Consider the following 19,390-nt stretch of genomic DNA (forward strand, 5'->3'; position numbering starts at 1 on the left):
CTACCCGGCGTCGTCGAGCAGGCCCAGCTGCCGCAGGTCGACGATGTACTTGGCGATCAGCTCCTCGGACAGGTGCGGTACATCGTGGCCAGCCCCGATACCGGCGGATTGCACTGCTGCGCGGAACTTTTCGGCCGGCATCGCAACCCCGCCGGTCGGCGGCGCGGGGTGCGCATACGCGCTCATCAAGGGCAGCACCGAGTTCTTGCGCTGGTCCTCGGGCAGGGCCTTCATGGCCTCTTCGAATCGCTCGCGCCACTCGTCGTAATCGTCGATGCGTTCGATGGGAAGCCCCTGCGCGATGAGCCAGTCGACGAACTCGTCGAGCGAGATCCCGTCGTCGTGGGTGTTGAGCACGTTGTAGGTGTGGTAGCCGCTGGTGCCCGCGACACCGAGCGTGGTGATGGCTGCCGAGGTGAAATCCGCAGGCAGCCCGTCGTAATGGGCCCGCTGCCGGTTGCCCGCGGCGTCGAGGGTGTAGAACGATTTGGGCGCCAGGCCGGTCGCGACGATACTCAGGATCAGCCGGGTGAACATGTCGGTGACATTGACCTGACCCGAATACGTGCTGTGCGCCAGGATCATGTCCGAGCGGAACACCGTGACGGGTAGGCCGCACAGATCGTTTGCCTCGCGCAGTAGGACTTCGCCGGCCCACTTGCTCGTCGCGTAACCCCCGGCGTACGCCGTGCCGAGGGACCGGGCCGGGCTGGCTGCCCGCACGTCGACATCCTCGCCGACATAGGTGCCGTCGGGCAGCGCGGTCACCGCGACCGTGGAGATGTAGTTGACGGGCTTGAGCCGGTCGGTGATCGCCAGCTTGATGATCTCGGCGGTGCCGACGGCATTCGGCCCGAACAACTGGCTGTACGGCAGAACATGATTGACCAGCGCAGCGGAATGCACGATCAGGTCGACCGAGTCAGCCAGCCGGTTCCACGTCGCCGTGTCGACGCCGAGATTGGCCGCACCCACGTCGCCGACGAGGACCTCGAGATGCTTGTCGGCCAGTTCGCGGAAGCGTTTGGACAGGGCCTCGTCGCCGGAGTCGATGGCCTCCTCGATGCGTTGCCGCGCCGCGATCGGATCGGCGCCACGCGCCAGGCAGATCAGCCGGCCGCCGGTCGGCGCAAGGCGTTCCAGCCAGTCCAGGCACAGGAACCGGCCGAGATAGCCGTTGGCCCCTGTCATCAGCACCGTGTTCACGGTCGCACTCGGGGCAGGCAGAGTCGGTGCGGCGGCGAGGGTGGCCGCGTCGATGAACTTGTCCAGGGTCAGATCCGTCGCCTTGGCCACCTCGGCACCGCGTCCGTGCACCGACGCGAAAGTGGGTCGGGTAGAAGCGGATTGGCGTTCGCCGTCGACGTACTCCGCGATGGTGGTCAGCGTCGCGGTGGGGCTGACGATGGTCTGCACCGGCACGTCGATGTTGAAGATGCCCTCCAGCAGCGTCGCGAACGAGAACGCCGACAGTGAATCACCGCCGAGTTCGATGAACTTGGCGTCGGACGGCAGGTCGGATCCACCGGCTTCCAGGCCGAGCGTCGCGGCTGCCGCACCCCGCACGGTCTCGATGGTGGGTTGATGACGGCTGTCGGCGCGTAGCGCGTCGAGCTGATTGTCTTGTCCCGCCGTGATTTCCGCGTACATCGCGTCCAGGCGGTCCTGGTAGTGCCGCTTCAGCGCGGGGCGCAGCAGCTTGCCCACCCCGGAGAGCAGACCGTTGTCGCGCGTGAAGGGCTCGGGTTCCAACAGGAAATCCCGGGGAATCTCATAGGGATTGAGGTGATTCTCTGCGGCGATCTGCTGCACTGAGTGGGCGATCAACGACCGCGCGTCGCCCGCGCCCACGCCGTCGGCGTTCGGCACGATCACGGCGAGCAGGAACGGTTGATCGCTGCTGCCGTAGATGTAGATCTGCCGGATGTAGGGGCTGGTCGAATAACTTGCTTCCAGGTTGGACACCGCCACGAATTCGCCCTGCGACAGCTTGATGACGTTGTTGCGGCGGTCCAGGTACACGAGGTGATCCGGGCCGATCTCGGCCATCACGTCCCCGGTCTTGTAGAAGCCGTCGGCGTCGAAGATGTCGGCCGACAGCTCGGGGTGCTTGTAGTAGCCGGGAATCAGGGTGGTGGTCTTGAGGTACAGCTCGCCGCGCGGGTGCGGCTTGTCGGTGGTGGAGTAGCCGAGTTCGGGTACGTCGACGAGTTTGTACTCGGTGACCGGTGGGCGCTGCACCACACCGTTGCGCATGATGCCGCCACCGTTCTCGGTGGACCCGTAGCCATCGCTGACGGCGATGTCCAGCAGCGATTCCACGAACGCGTGCATGTCTTTCGACAGCGGGGCGCTGCCGCACATCGCCGAGATCACCCGGCCACCGAGAAAGTCCTCGCGCAGCTGGGCCTTGACGGTCTCCTCCAGGTCCGCCGCGGTGGGCTCGGCTGCGGTGCGCTGGTCGAGCTCCTTGCGGTACCGCCGGAAGAACATGTCACACACCCGCGGCACCAGGTTCAGCGCGGTGGGTCGTACCAGCGTGATGTCGTCGAACAGGGTTGACATGTCGCTCTTGGCCGCGAAATAGCCGATGCCACCCGAGGTCAATGTCGAGATCAGCCAGGCCATCCCGTACACGTGGCTCAGTGGCATGTACTGCAGGTGGACCGCCGGGATCTCGATACCGACGTCCAGCGATGGACTGCGCGGCCGCTGCCACAGCCGCGTCATCAGATCGGCGGTGTACATGGCCCCTTTCGGGGCGCCGGTGCTGCCTGACGTGTAGACGAGCGTGGCCAGCGGATTCTCACCGGGCGCCGGGATGAACGGGGAAGCCTCGGCCATCGACCGGCCCGCGTCCATGTCGGCCACCAGCGACACCACCTCGACCGCGCGTCCTGCGGCGGCCAGGCGGGCGGTCGCCGCCTCGACATGCTCACGCTGGTCGTCGTCGGCCTCGGAGTAGTCGAAGACCACCAAACGCCGCACCGACGGGGCCTCGATCGCCAACTCGACGGCAGTGTCGAGAGACTCCACGCTCGCGGCGAAGATCCGCGGTGTGGTCTCGGCGATGATGGGCGCCAGCTGCTGTGCTGATGAACTGGTCTGCAGGGGAACGAAAACTGCCCCGAGCCGGGCGCAGGCCAGCTGGATCACGGTGTAGCCGATGCTGGTGAAACCCAGCACCGCGACGAAGTCGCCTGGCTCGAACCCGCTGTCGTGCCAGGTGTTGGTCAGTGCCACGACGTTGTCTCGCAGACGGCCGTAGGTGATGGTGTCGAACCCGGCCAGCAGGCGGGTGGTGGTGCGCCCGGTGGCCGGGTCACGGATCACCTCACGGGATCGCAGGCCGAGGGCGGGGCGGTCGGCATAGCCGGTCAGGCACCTGTCGATCGCCTGCCACAGGCGCAGGTCCGGATCCTGGATGCGGAGGCTGACCTCGGGATCCGGGGCGGCAGCCCGGAACTGTGGGTCGGTCGCGTGCAAATGCTGGATGCGCTGGATGAGTCGTTGCTGTCGGGCGTCGTCGGTCATCGTGGTGTCGTCCCCCCGTCGTACCTGATACGCATTTCTCCACTACACCACTTGGCGACGGACGTTTCCACGTGTTCAGGCAACGCACAGACACGGTCACGCCCCGCTCAGGAATGAAAACGTTTGCTGCCCAGTGCCTTTCCGGCGCACTGTCACGGGCGGCTGACGGTGAAGCGGTCTGAGTCGGCTTCGGCGAATATCTCGCCGGGGCCGCCCATGTACGCGCGGCACGTGATGCGCCAACCATCGATGTCGCCGTCGGGCAGCAGCGACCGCTTGACGTTGAGGTCGAGCACCGATCCGACCCGTGCCGACAACAGATCGGCGTAACCCTCGACGGGGCGGGCACCGTCAACCGCTACTGCCAGCACGTCGTAGGAATTCAGGGACGGATGCGGCGTGCGGGAGCGGATTGCGCCCTCGATGTCGGTTCGGTTCTCGGCGACCTGGACCATGATCACGCGGCCTTCCCGGCGAGGAACTCGACCAGCGCGGTGCTGATGGGTTGACCCGCCTCGGCTTCAAAATAGCTGTATCCGGGCATGGGATTGACCTCGAAGCACACATGATCTCCGTCGGGGCGTCGACGCAGATCGATCCCGGCGAACGGCAGGTCCAGTCGCGCACTGAGCTCGACGCACCGCGCCGCGACGTCCTGCGGAAGCTCGACGGGCGTCAGCACCGCGGTGGCGCCGTCGCGGTGCGCGTAGCGGTAGTCGACCACCGAGCTGCTGATCTCCGTGGCGAAGACCTGCTGCCCGACGACATGGACCCGGACGTCGACTCCCTCGACGAGCTCCTGGAACTGGGTTGGCAGATCGCGCACCCGGTCCAGTCCGGCGGCGCGTTGCTCGTCGAGTGGCCGGACGATCGACCGGATGCCGCTGATCGACTTGAACACCACGCTGCCGTGCCGAGCCCAGAATTCGCGGACGCGTTCGGGGTCGGTGCTCACCAGGGTGTCGGGCACCGAGAATCCGCAGGCGGCAATCTCCTGGGCCTGGAACGGTTTTGACGCGTTCGAATGCATGGCTGCCGGTCGGCTGACCACCAGGCAGTCGGCCACATCGAGCCATTCGATGAACACGTCGTCGAACGCGCGGGCCCGTTCGCGCTCGCGCTGATCGCCGTGCATCGGTGTGGTCAGCGGCCTGGCGTAGACGGCCTCGATCTCATCGATGCGAATACTGCTGCCGCTCACCACCAGTCGCCCCCGCACGTCGCCATCGCGGACTTCGAGGCACATGTCGCTGTGCGCGGCGTGCCGCTGGTCGATCACCAGATAGTCGAGCCCCAGATCGGCGGCCGCATCGATCGCTCGCTCCAACGGCCGGTCGTCGGGATACCCGTAGAAGACGATCATGCCGCTACTCCGGCAGTTGTGAGAGCCACGCGCGCCACCAGAGCAGCGACCGCGTCCACCGCCCTCGGCTGGATGACGGTTCGGAACGGCACCGGACGTACCGCGACGACGTGCCCGGCGGCGAGCTCGACCTCCAGCACGCGACACCGGGCGGCGGCGGCCAACGCGAGGTATGGCACGGCATCGACGCCGGACCGGTCGGCTACGACGACATCCCCTGCGATGACGGCGATTTCGCTCGCGGTGCCCACCCGGGTGCCAGTGGCCAGGTAGGGGCGGCGGGCGTCGTAGGGCGATCCCTGCCAGCCCTCGACGATGCGGGCCGAGCTGGACCGGGCGGAGTCCACGACCGGTAGCCCGGCCCGGCCCGCCTCGACGAGCCATCGCTGCGGGCTCCAGGACGGCCCGCTGAGACCCATTCCGTCGACACCGTTGATCACGCGTGGTCCGAGGCTACGCAGCCAACTGACCATGAGTGCCCGGAACTCGCCGGCCGCATAATTGCGGTCAGCGGTAGTCGATTTCGCGAACCGGGGGACCGGCACGGCCTCACTGCGCACCAGGACCGCGGCAACTTCGGTGCTGTCGATCCGGCGCCCACCGGGCAGGGCGATCTTCGTCGTCGCGGCCCCGCCGCGATCGACGGTATGGGTCCATGCGGCGCCGGACAGGCTCGCGGGCGACGCGACGGTCACCCGCAGATCGGCACGGAGCGCGGCGGTAGCCGACGCCACCGCCGCAGCCCCTGCGTCGCCGGGATCGGCGACGATCACCATGTCGGCCACGTCAGCACGGCGTGGTGTCGAACTCTCGCTTGGCACTCGGGTCTCCCGAAGCCATGCGACCGGTCAGGTTGCCCTGTTCGGCGGCGGGTCCACCGATCAGGTCGGGCCGCAGATCGCTGCCGATGAACGGTTGCGCCGCCCCGGCCGCGACAGTGGCTTCCAGGGCCGCCACGCGTGCTTCGAGTTCGCCGACCCGGTCATATCCCGCACCGGAATCGGCGTCGTAGTAACCGGCATCTGCGCCGAACCCGCCACCGCCGAGGTCACCGCCACCGGGCCGATCGAACGGCTTGTCGCCGGCGCCCTCTTTCAGGTCCTTGCCCTCTTTGGCGGCGTCCTTGCTGTCCTTGAGGCTCTCCTTGATGTCCTTGCGGCCGTCTTTGAGGTCCTTGGCGAGTTCTTTGATGTCCTTGCGGAGGTCCTTGACGTCCTTGGGCCCGTCTTTGAGATCTTTGCGGCCGTCTTTGAGGTCCTTGGCGAGTTCCTTGGTGTCCTTGCGGAGGTCTTTGACGTCCTTGGGCCCGTCTTTCAGATCCTTCGGTCCGTCCTTGAGATCCTTGACCAGGGTCTTACCGCAGTGAACGCTGATCGTCGCCGTCATCGTCGGGCCGGACGGCGAGATGCTGGTGATGGATACGCAGGTGTCTTGGCCTGCATACGACTTCGTGTTCGGCGTGGAGCCCGCCGTCAGCGACGTGTTGTTGCTGCTGCCCGGATAGGGATCGCCGGCGTCGCCGCGGTTGTGGTTCAACTCCAGGTCGCGGTTGCCGTCGGCTTGCAGCAGGCCGACCTTGTAGTGGTTCTCGTCGGTGTTGCCGGGCTGGTTCTCGTCGATGTGCCACGCGAGAAGACCGTCGCCCGGCAGGTCGGCGTCGAACCCGGTGCGCTGGCGGTTTTCGACGAGGAAGTACTCCGGTCCCGCTGTGCCGTCCTTCCACAGCCGCAGCAGGTTGTGACTCGTCTTGACGTCGGGAATGGTCACCGAACCGTTGGCAGTGATGCTGGTGACCGAAGCCCAGCCCTGGTTCGCTTTGCACCACGCAGACGGGTGAGCCGGCACGTCGCCGCCACCGTTCCAACTGCCACCGGCCATCAGGCACCAGTTGCCGATGCCTTCCGAGGTGTAGTCGGTGTCGTAGAGATCGGGGAATCCGAACAGCAGGTGGCCCAGCTCGTGGGCACACACCCCGATCTTGGCGTCCTCCGGAATGGTCAGGTAGCCATAGATTTTGGTGTTGTCGGTGCTGTAGGCGGTGGCCAACGTCGACTTGTGCGACCAGATGTCACCCGCGTTGCCGGTGACCTCGGCGCCCTGTCCCGCGTGCACGACGATGAAAGCGTCGACAAAGCCGTTGCCGTCGTTGTCGTACGGCCCGAAGTTCACGTCGGGATCGGCTGCCACCGCCGCGTCGTGCGCGAGTTGCGGCGAGCGGAAGGCGCCGCCGCCCTTACCGATGCCGTAGTTGTTGTTGGCGTACCACGCCAGCGTCTGCGGCATCTGGTACGGACCGACGACGTCACCCGACAACGACACCAGGCCGTTTGTGACCTCGTTGTAATACTCCTTCACGCTACCGTGGGGCAGCACGCCGGTGGAGAAGAACAGATCGCGGAAGTGGTTGGCGTCGTTGCCCATTGCCTTGTCGGAGAACTGCACGAGCACGACGATCACCCGGACGGTGCCGCGCAGCGGAGCGCGGTCGGCGGCGGCGCGGCTGATCACGCTCACCGGTGTGCCCAGCGGGAACTCCTCGGGCGGGATGATCACGCCGTCGTCGAAGCCGAGGCGGCGCGGTTTTCGCTCCAGGCCCAGGGCATTGGTTTCGGCGCGCGTCCCGCGCTTCTTGACGCGTTGCAGTTCGGCGGTCCAGCGGTCGCGGAGTTCTGGGCTCGGGCCCACCGCGCAGAAGTCGCTGTAGCGGGCGATGACAGAGTGCTTGTTCGTGTTGGGCCGCGAGTCGCCGGTGGCGATCGCGTCGCGGTGATGGGTGGCCCCGGAGGGCTCCCGAAACGGTTTGGTAGTCATGGATCGGGACAGTATTGAAAATGCGCAGTGTTATCCCGAGTAGTCGACTACTTCACTTTGCGTCCCGCAATGCCCAATAACGCTGGTGCATGGCGGTATTCGCAAGTATCCCACGGTGGCTCCCGGCCGGCGTCCAGGCCGCTTCGCTCGGGTTCTGATCGGGTCAGTGGGTGAATGACGTTGTGTACCAATAGCGTAACCGGGCGACATGCGCATGCGCCGTGACGGAACTACTTGCAGATGCAAGCACGATCATGGCTGCGCCGCGGTTTTCCGTGCCCGAGAGGGTATTTGAGAGAACACCCGTGGACACACGGTAGGCGTGAGTACTCGGCTACTCGTGGCGGCGCTGCCCGGGACCGTCAGGTCGTTCGACGATGCGAAGATGGACAGGTGGCGATCTCTTCAATCCATGACGTGCAGTGGCGTGGTTTTGCCAGTGACAACTATGCCGGCGTTCACCCGGAAGTTCTCGCGGCGATTTCCGCAGCGAACGGCGGCCATCAGGTGGCCTACGGGGGCGATCAGTACACCGCCCGTCTGCAGGAGGTCATTCGCGAGCAGTTCGGTGCGCACGCCGAAGCGTTCCCGGTTTTCAACGGCACGGGCGCCAACGTCGTCGCGCTCACCAGCCTGCTCCCACGGTGGGGTGCGGTGGTAACCGCGACCACGGCACATATCAACACCGACGAGGCCGGCGCCCCGGAGCGCATGACCGGCATCAAACTTCTCGCCGTGCCTGCGCCGGACGGCAAGCTGACGCCGGAGCTGGTGGCTCGCGAGGCATGGGGGTGGGGCGATGAGCATCGGGCTCAGCCGCTGGCCGTCAGCATCACGCAGAGCACCGAGCTGGGCACCGTCTACACGCCCGCAGAGGTACGCGCGATCGCCGACTTCGCCCACGAGCACGGGATGGCGGTGCACATGGACGGCTCGCGCCTCTGGAACGCCGCGGCTGCCCTTGGGGTGCCGTTTCGCGCGTTCACCGTTGATGCCGGGGTCGACATCGTCAGCCTCGGTGGCACCAAGAACGGTCTGCTCGGGGTAGAGGCCGTCGTCGCGCTGGCCGCTACCCCCGACGCCGGGCTCGTCTACCTCAGGAAGCTGACGATGCAACTGGCCAGCAAGATGCGCTTCGCCTCGGCACAGCTGCTCGCCCTGTTCGACGACGACCTTGGCCTGCGCAGTGCCGGGCACGCCAACGCCATGGCCGCCCGGCTGCGGTCCGCGCTGGAGGCAGGCGTCGCCGACGGAGCGCTACCCGGACTGGCGTTCACCCAACCCAGCCAGGCGAATGCGATCTTCGCGACGTTACCGACAACCGTCGCGGACCGGATCCGCGAACGTGTGCGGTTCTACGATTGGGACCGCGCCCGCGGCGAGGTGCGCTGGATGGCCGCGTGGGACACCACGGAGGATGATGTCGACCGGTTCGTCGCCATCATCCGCGAGGAGTTCGGTCGCGGGCAGTATCAAGCCGAAAACCTGGCGGCGACAACGCAGTTCGACTGAACCCGCGGGGAACTTCCGGCTTCGGCGTCGTCGGTGTCCGCGCCCTCGCGATGCTCGACGGTGACCGTTCTGCAACGAGAGCCGTGGCGTGTCCGGACCGGCCGCTCAGTATCGTTTTGGGTGATGGCACGAGATCGATCAGGCGGCCTGCCCCGCTTCCGCAGCGGGGCGTGGATCGCGCTACCCGGACGCCGTGACCCGGCACCCCTTGCAGGCCAACGCAGCCGGACTCCCAGCGAGATCGGTGAAATCCACACCAGGAAGGTTCTCGACCTCACCATCCGGCTCGCCGAGGTCATGCTGTCGTCGGGGTCCGGTACCGCTGACGTCGTGGCCACGGCCAAGGATGTGGCACAGGCGTACCAGCTCGCGGATTGCGTCGTCGACATCGCGTTCACCACCATTTTCGTGTCGGCCCCGCCGACGCTGGACGGGGCGCCCGTGACGATCGTGCGATCGGTGCGGACCCGGGCAACCGACTACACGCGGATGGCGGACTTGGACCGATTGGTCCAGCAGATCACCTCCGGCGAGGTCACGCTGGATCAAGCCCACGAGGCGATGGACAGGTTGACCGAACGTCCCCATCCCTACCCGCGGTGGCTGGCGACGGCCGGGTGGGCCGGCTTTGCCCTCGGCGTGGCGATGCTGCTCGGCGGTACCTGGCTCACCTGTCTGCTGGCGGCGCTGACCGCCGCAGCCATCGATCGGCTCGGGCGTGTCCTCAATCGGATGGGGACGCCGTTCTTCTTCCAGAATGTCGTCGGCGCTGCCGTGGCGACCCTCGTTGCGATCGGGGCGTACCTGGCCACCGGCGAGGGACTCACCGCGCTGGTGGCCACCGGAATCGTCATGCTGCTATCAGGTTTGACGCTGGTCGGCGCGACGCAGGACGCGCTCACCGGCCACATGATCACCGCGGTTGCCCGGCTCAGCGAGGCGCTGTTCCTCACCGCCGGGATAGTCGTCGGCATCATCGCCGGCCTGCAGGTCGTCACCGTCGCCGGCATCGAGATCCGGCTACATGTCGATACGACGCTGACTTTCGTCCCAGTCGACCGGCCGCTGCCCATCTTTCTGGCGGTTGCCGGCGCCGCGCTGGCCAGCGTGTGTTTCACGATCGCGAGTTATGCACCATTGCGTTCGGCCGCACCTGCTGGGCTCGCGGCCGCGCTCGCCGAGCTGGTGCTGATCGGCTTGGGCCTGGCCGGGTTCGGCCAGCTCGTGGCAACGGGTATCGCGGCCACCGGCGTCGGCCTGTTCGCCACGCTGGTGTCGGTCCGGCGCCGGGCGCCGGCCCTCGTGACGTCCACGGCAGGCATCATGCCGATGTTGCCCGGCATGGCAGTGTTCCGTGCGGTCTTCTTCTTCGCCGTCGAGGACCGTTTCACCGATGGTGTGGCGCAGATGGTGGCGGCCGGAGCCACAGCCCTGGCGCTTGGCGCGGGTGTGGTGATGGGTGAGCTGTTCGGGTCCCCGCTGCGCCACGGCACCGGACGGATTCGTGACTTCTTCCGGATCGAAGGACCGCCCGGCCTGCGGCGCGTGGTGGGCCGCGTCGCGCGGCTACGGCCAGCCGTCACACCCCCGTCCGAGCGCAGCCGCCGCCGGCGCCCACGAAACTTCGCGCTCAAACCGAAGCCCACCTCGGATGCGAGCGCTGCGGAGGACACCAACGGCCAGGATCAGACGCCGGATTGACCTCAATGTCTGGCTGGAGCGCGACGACCAGCGATGGTCGTGCAGTTGTCGAGTGTGATACGCGACTGTGATGCCGCCGCGGCCGTACCCGGATCAGGTGAGCGGGATGAACCCGTCGTTGATCCACACGCCCCAGTGACCGCCCGAACCCCAGTCCCACCACACGACCGGCTGACCCTGCCACGTCTGCGCCGGTTTGCGCGGCGCCGAGGGCGGTGCCTCGAGCGATGGCGGCGGTGCAGCCGGGTCGGCGCTCGCGATGGCGGCGCCCAGACCGACTGCTGAGCCGGCGATCGCGCCGGCGACCGCGACGGCCGCCAGAGCGCTCTTGCGGGTGAGGATCATGTTTTGTACCTCGGCGGTTGGACTGAAGTCGGACACTTGAAGCTTAACCAGTCTAAGCGAACGGCTGTCGGACGAGTCGCCTCGGTGACGGCTGGAAAAAAATGGCGACGAAAGATGTCGAGAACGTCGTCGCGGCTCCGTCCCAGACGTGAACAACCAACTAGGGTCGCTCACCGAGCGGACCAGAAACGGAGAATGTCATGGCCAAGTACCTGCTGCTCAAGCACTATCGCGGCGCGCCTGCCGCCGTCAACGACGTGCCGATGGATCAGTGGACGCCCGCCGAGATCGAGGCGCACATCGGCTACATGAACGATTTCGCGGCGCGCCTGCAAGAAAGTGGCGAATACGTCGACAGCCAGGCACTCGCACCCGAAGGCGCCTGGGTGCAGTACGGCGGTCAGGGCAAGCCGCCGGTGACCGACGGCCCGTTCCCTGAGACCAAGGATCTGATCGCGGGCTGGATGATCATCGACGTCGACTCGTATGACCGGGCTGTCGAGCTGGCCGGCGAGTTGTCCGCAGCGCCCGGCGCCGGAGGCGCGCCGATCCACGAATGGCTTGAGGTGCGGCCGTTTTTGACCCACACGCCGACCGTCACCGAGTAGATGACCGATGGCACCGCGGTGGATGAGGCGCAGCTGCGGGATCTGATCCCTGGTGTGCTCGCGGCGCTCGTCCGCCGCGGCGCCGATTTCGCGACAGCCGAGGACGCGGTCCAGGAGGCGCTCGTCAAAGCTGTTGAGACATGGTCGAATACGCCGCCGGACGATCCCAAGGGCTGGCTGATCACCACGGCGTGGCACCGGTTCGTCGATATCGTCAGGGCCGATACGGCACGACGCAACCGCGAGGATCGCCTGTCGGCCGAGCCGCCGCGAGGGCCCAGTGCCTCGACGGATGACACGCTGCAGCTGTATTTCTTGTGCGCACATCCCAGCCTGACGCCGTCATCGGCCGTCGCGCTGACACTGCGGGCGGTCGGTGGCCTGACCACGCGTCAGATTGCCCAGGCGTATTTCGTCCCCGAAACGACCATGGCTCAGCGGATCAGCCGCGCGAAGCGGACCGTGGCCGCCGTGCGGTTCGATCGTCCCGGCGACCTGCACACGGTGCTGCGGGTGCTGTACCTGGTCTTCAACGAGGGGTACACCGGCGACGTCGACCTCGCCGTGGAGGCCATTCGGCTGGCGCGGCAGCTGACGGCGGCGACGGACGATCCCGAGGTCGCAGGCCTGCTCGCGCTGTTCTTGCTCCACCACGCACGACGCAGGGCCAGAACCCGCCCCGACGGCAGTCTGGTGCCGCTGTCCGAGCAGGACCGAGGGCTGTGGGAGCGGGACCTCATCGCCGAGGGGATCGCGGTGCTGCAGGCCGCGTTGGCGCGTGACCGACTGGGGGAGTACCAAGCGCAGGCGGCCATCGCGGCGCTGCATGCCGACGCGCAGACCGTCAGCGAGACTGACTGGGTGCAGATCGTCGAGTGGTACGACGAACTCGTCCGGCTCACCGACAGCCCGATCGTCCGGCTCAACCGCGCTGTCGCCGTCGGTGAGGCCGATGGACCGCGGTCGGGGCTGGCGGCGCTGGCGCAGCTCGACCCGTCGTTGCCGAGGTACACCGCCGCCGCCGCGTACTTGCACGAACGATCCGGTGATATTGCCACGGCGGCAAGGCTTTACACCGAGGCCGCGGCACACGCGCAGAATCTGGCCGAACGCAACCACCTCACGCTGCAGGCGGCGGCTATCCGCCAGCGGCTCTCGTGCGGCGACGGCTGAACGGCGGATCGGGCGCCAAGACGAGGTGCGGTAACGGGCCGGGCATATTCGACGTGAGATAGGTGCGACGCGCCGATGTGTGCGACGATGCCTCTACGCTCGGCTCGTTCGTCATGAACTCCGGGGCCGCAACAGACTCCCACGGGGCAACAGAGAGGACCGCCGGATCGATGACCCAGCGCCGTGCCACGCTCTCCAGCAGCACTGTGAAGTTCGCGATCGCCGGCGTGGCCGCGGTCGGTGCCGTCCTGGCCCCCGCTGCCCCGGCATTCGCCGATCCGGCTCCGGCTCCTACGCCGGCTCCAACGGATCCAGCCGTCGCGGCTCCCGGCCAGATCGTGGTGTCGAACGACGGCCCCGCCGGTCCGCCTGCCGCGCCGCCGGTCGGCCCGCCGCAGGTCCCTGAGATCGCGAATCCGGTGTACGGCTCCGGCCAGTACGGTTCGGGACCGATCGGATCGTTGCGCGACCTCTGGCACCAGGCCCGCGACCCGTACGCCTTCCAAGATCCCGACGTAGCCGGCGGCGTCGCGCCCCCACCCGGTGCGGGCCCGGCGCCGAAGCTGCCTCCCGGATACGTATCCATCAATGCGCCGGGCTCTGAGACCCCGGTGACAGCGCCTGCCCCGGGCAGTGCGCCTGCCGGTCCGGCTCTTCCGCCTGGCTATTACCCCTTGAACGGTCCGCCGCCGCCCGGATATCAGTTCAACAACGCACCGGGTGGTCAGCCGCAGCCGCCCGCGCCGGGCGAGCCTGTGACGCCTGCTCCGGCATCCTGACGATTCGGTTTCGCTGTACCCGCGAATTGGCCGAGCCGACCGTCGTCGCCTTCCCTGCAGAGCCCTGTGTCGCCAACGTGCATGCGGTCATGCCGCGTTGTTGGCGTGGCCGGCGGTAGCTGTGTCGTCGAGCCGCGTACCGCACGACGTGCTGCCGTTATGACGTCGTCGGTGGTTGAACCACAATAATCACAGGCACCTCAGATATCACACTAGTAACAATTTTCATTTTTGCCACTGTGGCAACTTTGAGATAGTGCGTATCAATTCCACCAATTGTCACAGGTATTCGGTCGAATTGTGTGAACGCCGATAGCTGCCGCCGTGGGTACTTGTCGATATGGGCGGCAGGCTGACCTGCGACTATCCGGTAGTTGAGCTCTCACCGGCCACATTGGGCACATAACTATTAAATAAACTCAAAGAAGACAATTAGACTCTCTAGCACGCCTGATTAACTTCTGCCCCGTTGGTAAACTCCGTATCACGATGGGGGGCGGGCAAAGCGTCTCGCCCTTGCCTTTAACGGCGTGCGCCTTGGCGCACGGCCCAATGAAGGGATCGACATGCTCGTGCGAAAGATCGTCACGGTGCTCGCGATCGTCGGTGCGATGGCCGTGGCGCAAACAGCCCTGCAAGTCCCGGCTGCCGATGCTGAACCCAACTGGGACGCGATGGCTCAATGCGAATCGGGCGGGAACTGGTCGGCTGATACCGGTAACGGCTTCTATGGGGGGCTGCAGTTCACCCCGGCAACCTGGGCGGCCAACGGCGGGACGGGTTCACCGGCCGCCGCTCCTCGCGCCGAGCAGATCCGGGTGGCGCGCAATGTCCTGCAGACGCAGGGGCTCGGTGCCTGGCCGGTCTGTGGTGGACCGGTCGGTATGGCCTCAGGGACGTGTCGTTCGATGGTGGCTTGGATTCCCATCGGGCGTCTGCCGCGGTTGTGCACGCTGTTGCTCAATCCGTTTGGCTGAGTTCGCACCTAACCGGTCGGCTTGCGAGCCCGCAGGGTGTAGCTGAGGGGTGCGACGCCGGGCCGCGTGGCCAGTGCCCACTCGCCGTTGGGGCGCAGTGTCATCTGGCCGGGGAGTGCCTCCCAGGGCACGCTGTCGTGCTCGACGAACATCTCCAGGCGTAGGCCGGCCTCGAGCACGGCGGTGATGATCTCACCGATGGAGTGATTCCACTCGTAGGTCTTCGTCGCCTGCAGTGGCGTGCTGGTCGGCACGTAGGTCGACGCGTCATCCCATTCCAATGGCGTCTCGCGCTCGAAGTACGGAAACCGCAGATGCAGATCGTCATCGAGGGATTCATCCATGGCCCACAGGATCGGGTGGCCCTCGCGGACGTGGACGACGCCTCCCGGAGCGAGCAGTGCTGCCACTACTTTTGCCCATTGGCCGACGTCGGGCAGCCAGCACAGCGCGCCCACGCCGGTGTAGACCAGATCGAAGCTTCCGGCTGGCAGTACGGACGTGGCGTCGCGGACGTCTGCCTGGACGAAATCCACGGTGTCGCCGGTCTCGGCCACGAGTCGGCGGCCCTCGTCGAGTGAGCGCCCGGAAAAGTCCAGACCCGTCACTCTTGCGCCGAGCCGAGCGAGCGAGAGGGTGTCGGTGCCGATGTGGCACTGCAGATGTACTGCCCGCACGCCGCTGATGTCGCCGAGCCGGGGGAGGTCGAACCGCACGACGTGGGAGAGTGCTGATCGGTCTTCGATGAACTGCTGGACGCGGTATCCCGAACCGTCACGGGCGGCGTGCAGCCCGGCACGATCGTCCCAATTGGCGCGGTTCGCGTCGAAGAAGTCGGTCATCACCCTCACAGCCGTCGGACGTCGAGCGCGGTCTCGGTCACCGCGCGGTTGGATGCTTCAACGAAATATGCGCCTGCCGAAGGGGTTTCGGCGACCGCTTCGGTGAATTCGGTGCCGCGGTAGAGCAAGCCCGCACCGTCGTCGGTGGCGTACGCCGCGGGCAGCACGTTGTCGCCGACGAGCTTGTGCAGCAAGGGGCGACGTTGGTCCTCTGAGTCGTAATGAACGCCGTTCGCATAGGGAACGAAGCCAAGGCCGTTGCCGATCGGTTGCAGTTGAGGCCCGAACGAGTCTGTCGTGCCGCCGGTGTGCCAACAGATCGAACCGGCCGATATGCCGGTCAGTACGACCCCGGCTTGCCATGCGGTGCGCAGGGCTACGTCGACACCGTGCAGTCGCCACATCGCGAGGAGTCCGGCGACGCTGCCGCCGAACACCCACACGACGTCGTGGGCAAGGAGATGTGCGGTGAAGTCCTCGACATTGGGCATGGGGAACAACGACACATGTGAGGGTGTGAAGCCGCGTGCCTGCGCCGCCTCGGTGAGGTAGTGCAGCACAGCCTTGTCATCGCCCATTGCCGTCGCCAGGAGGCAGAGACGCGGGGACCGGCCGGTCACTCCGGACAATTCGACGGCGAAGTCGGTGAGCGCGGTGAAGGCGAAGCGGGTTCTGCGGCCCGCTCCGATACCTCCGCTCGTCGCCAGAATCGTCGGTATGTCTGCGGGCATGACCCGACCGTAGGCGTTGGCTTCTCGCGCCGACAACCGGTTTTCGTCGCGCCTGATTTTTCGCTGAGAGTTTGGATTGGATAGCCCAGCTCGGCAAGTTAGCGATATATCGTGATATTGACGCGATGCAGCGTTGAATCGAACAGGTGAAGACCTCACGAGAGGGAGGCAGACATGTTTCACGGTGGATTCCCCGGTGGATTCGGCTTCGGCGGAGCGGGTTTCGGGCCCTTCGGTGGCGGTTTCGGCGGTCCGGGGTGGGGCGGCCCAGGGTTTGGCGGCCCAGGGTTTGGCGGCCATGGGTTCGGTCACGGGTTCGGCCGCGGCAAGTTCGCGGCGGCAGCGACCGCGGCTCTGTTGCTCGACGGTCCCGCCGACGCCGAGGAGATCACCCGGCGGGTTACCGAGGCGACCGACGGTGCATTCACCCCGCCCGACGGGGCGGCGGAGGTCGGCATCGGCTTGTTGGCGGGGCGCGGCGTGGTGACCGTCGACGACGGTGTCGCAACGCTGACGGAGTTCGGCGAGAACCTCTTGGCCTGGCGGGGTATCAACAGCGACACCGCGCACGCGTTCCTCGCGCAGGCCTCGAAGTTCGCCGGTGTCCTCAAGCTGCGTAAGGAGTTCTTCGAGGTCGCCGGTCTGGCCCGAACGATCATGTGGACCGGCACGGACGAGCAGCGGGAGAAGCTGGAGGAGGCGAGGAACACCATCCTGGCTGCCGTCACCGACGCCAAGCGGTCCCTGTACGCGGCTCTCGCGCAGGGCTGATCTGACCCGGTTTCGGTGCGGCCGCGATATCCGGGGCCGCACCGAAACCACTTCTGGTGCTTATGGTTTGGCGTCACCGCCCAGCGGTGCGCTCACGCCCACTGGTCCCAGGGCACGCTCCAGTCGCCGTTCTGCCACAGCTGCAACGGTTTTCCGCCGGTGTTCTTCACTTCGACGACATCGCCGGGCACCGAGAAGTTGTAGAACCAGGCGGCATTGTCGTGGTTGAGATTCAAGCAGCCGTGGCTGGTGTCGGTCTTTCCTTGCGCCCAGACCGTGGCTTCGAGCTCATGCAGGTAGACGCCGTCCGAGCTGATCCGCACGGCGTAGTTGATCGACTCCTTGTACCCGAGGTGGGAGTTGATCGGTAATCCGTAGGTCGACGAATCCATGACCACGGGGTTGCTCTTGTCCATGACGGTGTAGACACCGGGCTGTGTCCAGAAGCTCAGCGTCTTGTCGCCGACCTTCTCGGTGCCGCCGCGCCCCATGGAGGTCGGCATGGTGCGTACGAGGGTGCCGCCGTCATAGACGCTGACCTGCTTGGTCGCATCGTCGGCGATCGACACGTGCGACGCCCCGATGGTGAACGTCAACGGCGCGTCCTGGCCGACGGTCACCACGGTGCCCGGGGCGTAGTACTGCGGTGGGCGCCAATGTGCGGTGTGGTCGTCGACCCAGTGCCAGGCCCCCGACACCGGCGGCTCGGTGGTGACCGCAAGTTGCTGCTCGGCAGCGCCCCGGTCCTCGACGGGGCCGGCGAAGTGTGCGACCACGACCATGCCGATGCCGTAGGTGGCCCCTGGCTGCAGTGGTGCACCCGACGTGCCGGTCAGCGACACCGGAGGCAGGCCAGGATCGTCCGCGCGCGACACCCCTGCCGGCGCGCACAACAGTGCTGTCAGCGCTGTCGCCACCGAACAGAGCAGCATCGACGTCCGCACTGCACTCACCATTGGCCACACTCCGATTCACGATTTCAGACCCCGGTTCGGATCCAGTCGTTAGGCATCCTAGCCATCGTGGCTGTCAGCGAAGCTGTGACGCGACGCGCACGGAAAACGGCTCGACCGGTAATGCCCCGTCCTTCCGCTGGCCGTGTGGGCGCGGCTACGGTTCAGATGTTTCGGTGGCGCACATCCCTGTGGTCGGTATCACGGAAACGCCCGAACTCCTGTGCCCGGAATTTGATTGACATGTCATCTGTTCTATTTGAGTGATTGACGTGTCAATCACATCTGGCTTAGGGAGCAGCATGACCTACGAGAACGTACGCCGCCACCTGGCGTCAGCGATCACTGTTGCGGCCGCGATATCGATGATCGGTCTCGCTCCGGCGGCATCAGCCAAAGTCGCTGTGCTGCAGAGGGAATCGTGCACCGGTCCGGATATCGTTGCTGGTTCGTGCGAGAAGCCGCCGCAACCGGTTCCGGTCCATATCTTGAGTCCTCACGGATCGAAATTGCGCAAGATGGCAATCGCCGCAGAACGGCAGGCGGCGAAACCGGCGTGCCCGCCATCGTCGAAGGACAGGGACTGAGCGCCGAACCCGGCGCTACCCCAATCTGGCAACAACTATCGACCGTCGTCGGCCAGGTCCAGGTGTCGCTGGATCGCGGCCATCAAGCGGGCGAGGTCACGCATCTGCCTGTCGGTCAGGCTGTCGACGAACAGTTCCTTGAGTGCGCGCAGGTGGGGGCCCATCGCGCGGGACATTGCCTCGCGCCCTGCGTCGGTGGACTCGACCACCGCGCCTCTGCTGTCGGCCGGATGCGGCTCACGCCGAATGAGTCCGCGCTGCTGCATGCGCCCGAGATGATGGGACAGCCGACTGCGCTCCCAGTGGATGGCATCAGCCAACTCCGAGGACCGCAGCGCACCATGGTCGGCTTCCGCCAAGGCGACCAACACCGCGAAATCTCCCTCCGACAGTGCCGCGGTCTCCTGGAACACCTGTGAGAGTCGGCTGCGTAGCTCACCGCTGACGTCCAACAGTCCTCGCCACGCGGCGATCTCCGTCTGGGAGAGTCCCGATTCGTCGAACGCGCGGAAAGCGGATGACACGCCGATCTACCCCTCGAACGTCGATTCGAAATGATTGACGTATCAATTGCACCACAGTGCGGGCGCGACTTCTGGGCAGACTCGCGTGAATGAGCCAGTGCCTATCGGCAGCCGTTCGCGCTGACCCACCGCCCGTTGTAGCCGACGCAGCCGCTGACGGCGGGCGGCGGTGGGGGAGG

The 19,390-nt window shown here is 66.4% G+C and carries 17 protein-coding genes and 1 pseudogene; 8 read left to right on the forward strand and 10 right to left on the reverse strand.

What is annotated here, in order from left to right:
• The 5 genes from car to BST13_RS34230 form a co-directional block, all read right to left on the reverse strand.
• Positions 1-3,534 (reverse strand): carboxylic acid reductase, encoded by a 3,534-nt coding sequence (gene car / locus BST13_RS34210; RefSeq protein WP_083170121.1) that lies wholly within the window; start codon positions 3,532-3,534, stop codon positions 1-3.
• Positions 3,535-3,686: 152 nt separating this feature from the next.
• Positions 3,687-3,995 carry a hypothetical protein gene (locus tag BST13_RS34215; protein ID WP_083170123.1) on the reverse strand — a complete coding sequence of 103 codons (309 nt, stop codon included), beginning with the start codon at positions 3,993-3,995 and terminating at the stop codon, positions 3,687-3,689.
• Positions 3,992-4,897 (reverse strand): ATP-grasp domain-containing protein, encoded by a 906-nt coding sequence (locus BST13_RS34220; protein ID WP_083170125.1) that lies wholly within the window; start codon positions 4,895-4,897, stop codon positions 3,992-3,994. Before BST13_RS34220 ends, BST13_RS34215 begins: the two co-directional genes overlap by 4 nt.
• Entirely contained in the window at positions 4,894-5,682 is a 789-nt protein-coding gene (locus BST13_RS34225) for a hypothetical protein (RefSeq protein WP_083170127.1), read from the reverse strand. The genes BST13_RS34220 and BST13_RS34225 overlap by 4 nt, the downstream gene beginning before the upstream one ends.
• 1 nt (position 5,683) lies before the next feature.
• Entirely contained in the window at positions 5,684-7,708 is a 2,025-nt protein-coding gene (locus BST13_RS34230; protein ID WP_083170129.1) for a M6 family metalloprotease domain-containing protein, read from the reverse strand.
• A gap of 393 nt (positions 7,709-8,101) precedes the next feature.
• On the opposite strand from BST13_RS34230, the gene BST13_RS34235 reads away from it, so the two are divergent.
• Both BST13_RS34235 and BST13_RS34240 read left to right on the forward strand, forming a co-directional pair.
• Positions 8,102-9,220, forward strand: coding sequence for a threonine aldolase family protein (locus BST13_RS34235; RefSeq protein ID WP_083170131.1), 1,119 nt, complete (start codon positions 8,102-8,104; stop codon positions 9,218-9,220).
• A 123-nt stretch (positions 9,221-9,343) separates the two neighbouring features.
• Positions 9,344-10,921 (forward strand): threonine/serine exporter family protein, encoded by a 1,578-nt coding sequence (locus BST13_RS34240; protein ID WP_083170133.1) that lies wholly within the window; start codon positions 9,344-9,346, stop codon positions 10,919-10,921.
• Between the two features lie 93 nt (positions 10,922-11,014).
• On the opposite strand, the gene BST13_RS34245 is transcribed toward BST13_RS34240, so the two are convergent.
• Positions 11,015-11,266, reverse strand: coding sequence for a hypothetical protein (locus BST13_RS34245; RefSeq protein ID WP_083170160.1), 252 nt, complete (start codon positions 11,264-11,266; stop codon positions 11,015-11,017).
• Between the two features lie 200 nt (positions 11,267-11,466).
• Between BST13_RS34245 and BST13_RS34250 the strand changes: the two genes are divergently transcribed.
• The 4 genes from BST13_RS34250 (at position 11,467) to BST13_RS34265 (ending at position 14,803) form a co-directional block, all read left to right on the forward strand.
• Positions 11,467-11,874: a YciI family protein gene (locus BST13_RS34250; protein WP_083170135.1), complete on the forward strand. Its 408-nt coding sequence runs from the start codon at positions 11,467-11,469 to the stop codon at positions 11,872-11,874.
• Positions 11,875-13,047 (forward strand): RNA polymerase sigma factor, encoded by a 1,173-nt coding sequence (locus BST13_RS34255; RefSeq protein ID WP_083170137.1) that lies wholly within the window; start codon positions 11,875-11,877, stop codon positions 13,045-13,047.
• A gap of 170 nt (positions 13,048-13,217) precedes the next feature.
• Positions 13,218-13,826: a hypothetical protein gene (locus BST13_RS34260; RefSeq protein WP_083170161.1), complete on the forward strand. Its 609-nt coding sequence runs from the start codon at positions 13,218-13,220 to the stop codon at positions 13,824-13,826.
• Between the two features lie 566 nt (positions 13,827-14,392).
• Positions 14,393-14,803, forward strand: a complete 411-nt coding sequence (locus BST13_RS34265; protein ID WP_083170139.1) for a transglycosylase family protein — start codon at positions 14,393-14,395, stop codon at positions 14,801-14,803.
• Positions 14,804-14,811: 8 nt separating this feature from the next.
• On the opposite strand, the gene BST13_RS34270 is transcribed toward BST13_RS34265, so the two are convergent.
• Positions 14,812-15,645 carry a class I SAM-dependent methyltransferase gene (locus tag BST13_RS34270; RefSeq protein ID WP_083170162.1) on the reverse strand — a complete coding sequence of 278 codons (834 nt, stop codon included), beginning with the start codon at positions 15,643-15,645 and terminating at the stop codon, positions 14,812-14,814.
• 5 nt (positions 15,646-15,650) lie between these two features.
• A complete protein-coding gene (locus tag BST13_RS34275) occupies positions 15,651-16,376 on the reverse strand; it encodes a Type 1 glutamine amidotransferase-like domain-containing protein (protein ID WP_083170141.1) in 726 nt (241 codons plus the stop codon).
• A 174-nt stretch (positions 16,377-16,550) separates the two neighbouring features.
• Between BST13_RS34275 and BST13_RS34280 the strand changes: the two genes are divergently transcribed.
• Entirely contained in the window at positions 16,551-17,147 is a 597-nt protein-coding gene (locus tag BST13_RS34280) for a hypothetical protein (protein ID WP_083170143.1), read from the forward strand.
• Between the two features lie 92 nt (positions 17,148-17,239).
• Here the strand turns inward: BST13_RS34280 and BST13_RS34285 are convergent.
• Positions 17,240-17,989: pseudogene (locus tag BST13_RS34285) on the reverse strand (L,D-transpeptidase); the annotation flags it as partial.
• Between the two features lie 413 nt (positions 17,990-18,402).
• Between BST13_RS34285 and BST13_RS34290 the strand changes: the two are divergent.
• A complete protein-coding gene (locus tag BST13_RS34290) occupies positions 18,403-18,687 on the forward strand; it encodes a hypothetical protein (protein WP_083170147.1) in 285 nt (94 codons plus the stop codon).
• 35 nt (positions 18,688-18,722) lie between these two features.
• Here BST13_RS34290 and BST13_RS34295 read toward each other — a convergent pair whose 3' ends face one another.
• Positions 18,723-19,211: a MarR family winged helix-turn-helix transcriptional regulator gene (locus tag BST13_RS34295; protein WP_083170149.1), complete on the reverse strand. Its 489-nt coding sequence runs from the start codon at positions 19,209-19,211 to the stop codon at positions 18,723-18,725.
• Positions 19,212-19,390: the final 179 nt, after the last annotated feature.

It is taken from the genome of Mycobacterium aquaticum (genome assembly GCF_002086485.1).
In the GTDB taxonomy this organism is placed as follows: Bacteria; Actinomycetota; Actinomycetes; order Mycobacteriales; family Mycobacteriaceae; genus Mycobacterium; species Mycobacterium aquaticum.